Raw genomic sequence first — 1,854 nt, forward strand, 5'->3', positions numbered from 1 at the left:
TCGGGCAAGCCTCTCACCCGGACACAAGATACCAAAACTGCCCGCAAGGAATGCGTAGAGGTTTTCACGCATCGCAGCCTCTGCCAGCCTTTTGCGATCATCAGAATTCAGGGCATTCATCGTCGATGCCTCCCTGGATGCTTGCAAAAAGCTGATCCGGATCGCTGCCAAACATATCCGCCAGCACTTCTAAGGCGGCCAGGTCTGAACCGGGGTCGGCCGCTGATGCACCTTCGCCACCCGCCAGTTCTGCAGCACGTGCCTCCTGAACCGCGGGCAACAGTTTGAGAACCCGGTCAATCGAACGCATCTCGCCTTTAACTGCCCCATTCACCAGCTGGCGCAGGATTGCTTCCAGCATAGTGACCTCGCGGCGTGATCCATTCTCGGTGATCGGGATTTTCCGAAAGAAGACTTCCTCAAGCATCGACCCAACATTTTTCGAGGCTTTCGGTCGTCCTTTCGGATTGCCGGATTGGCCTTTCTTGAATCGGGTCGCTTTGGGCGGTTTGCCGTAGCCAACCTCAAACTCTTTCGTATCGTCAGACATGATCCGCCTCCAGCTCTGAGGTGGCATTGGTTGCCGCAGAACGCACATCAAACGTCTGTCCTGTCACCGAATGTACGGCGTTCTCACCAGTCATCTCCTGCCAACGGCGGATGGCGACATCGACATAGGCCGGGTCGAGTTCAATCAAGCGCGCCCGGCGCCCGGTTTTCTCAGCCGCCAGCAAGGTCGCGCCGGACCCGCCAAAGGCGTCCAGCACAACATCACCGCGTTGGCTCACATCCATGATGGCATCTGCAACCAGTGCCGTTGGCTTAACTGTGGGATGATCTGAAAGATCGGCCTCGCGCCCTGCCCCAAAGCTGTTTACACCGGCGCAATCCCAGACATTGGTGCGGTTGCGCCCGTGTTTGCCCAATTCGACATTGTTGATATGCGCAGCACCTGGCTTCTTGAAGACCGCAACCAGCTCGTGCTTGGAACGATAAAGGCTGCCCATCCCTCCGTTGGTTTTATTCCAGACGCAGAGATTGATGAGATCAAAGCCACCTGCCTTGCCGGACGCAATCAGCTCTTCAATATGACGCCAGTCCATGCAGATCATCGCGATGCCACCGTCCGGCAAGCAGTCAAACAGCCGGTTGATCACGTCCGAGAGAAAGCTGCAGAACTCACTGTCCGACATTTCTCCCGACGCCATGGCAAATTCGCGATGAGCGCCATCGGTGCCACAGCGGACATGCCCATTGACCGGTACGTTGTAAGGCGGATCAGTGAAGATCATCTGTGGTGTCTCGCCTTCCAGCAAGGTGTCGTAGCTCTGGGCGTGCAAGGCATCTCCGCAGAAGATGCGGTGATCTCCGAGAAGCCAGAGGTCGCCCGGCTGCGTGATGACAGGTGCCGCAGGGTCCGGGGTGTCTACAGTTTCCGCTTCGGTCTCCGCAGCCTCGCCCGCAGCGTCGATGATGATGTCGATCTCCGGTGCCTCGAACCCGGTGATATCCAGATCAAAATCGAGCTCGCCATCAAGGCTGAGATCCATCAGCTCGGCAAACTCGATCTGCAGAGCAGCTTCGTTCCAGTCCGACAGTTCCGCCAGCTTGTTATCCGCGATCCGCAGGGCGCGCACTTCAGCGTCTGACAAGTGATCCGCGACAACCGTCGGCACGGACATCAACCCCAGGGCCTTAGCGGCTTCATAGCGGCCATGACCCGCAATGATTGTGCCCGAACCATCCAAAAGGATCGGAGTGACAAATCCAAACTGGGCCACCGACGCCTTCAGCTTGTCAATACTCTTGGCCGCGTGCACGCGGTTGTTATTGGCGTATGGCTTGATCTGGCTG

2 protein-coding genes are annotated in these 1,854 nt (G+C 57.5%); both read right to left on the reverse strand.

Translation table 11 applies throughout. The features are described from left to right. Positions 1–100 precede the first annotated feature (100 nt). Positions 101–550: a DUF5681 domain-containing protein gene (locus tag RUA4292_RS16950; RefSeq protein WP_058271330.1), complete on the reverse strand. Its 450-nt coding sequence runs from the start codon at positions 548–550 to the stop codon at positions 101–103. After that, the coding region (locus RUA4292_RS16955; protein WP_145975005.1) for a site-specific DNA-methyltransferase at positions 543–1,854 on the reverse strand (1,312 nt) is incomplete at its 5' end. The genes RUA4292_RS16950 and RUA4292_RS16955, both read right to left, overlap by 8 nt.

It is taken from the genome of Ruegeria atlantica (assembly GCF_001458195.1).
GTDB classification, from domain to species: domain Bacteria; phylum Pseudomonadota; class Alphaproteobacteria; order Rhodobacterales; family Rhodobacteraceae; genus Ruegeria; species Ruegeria atlantica.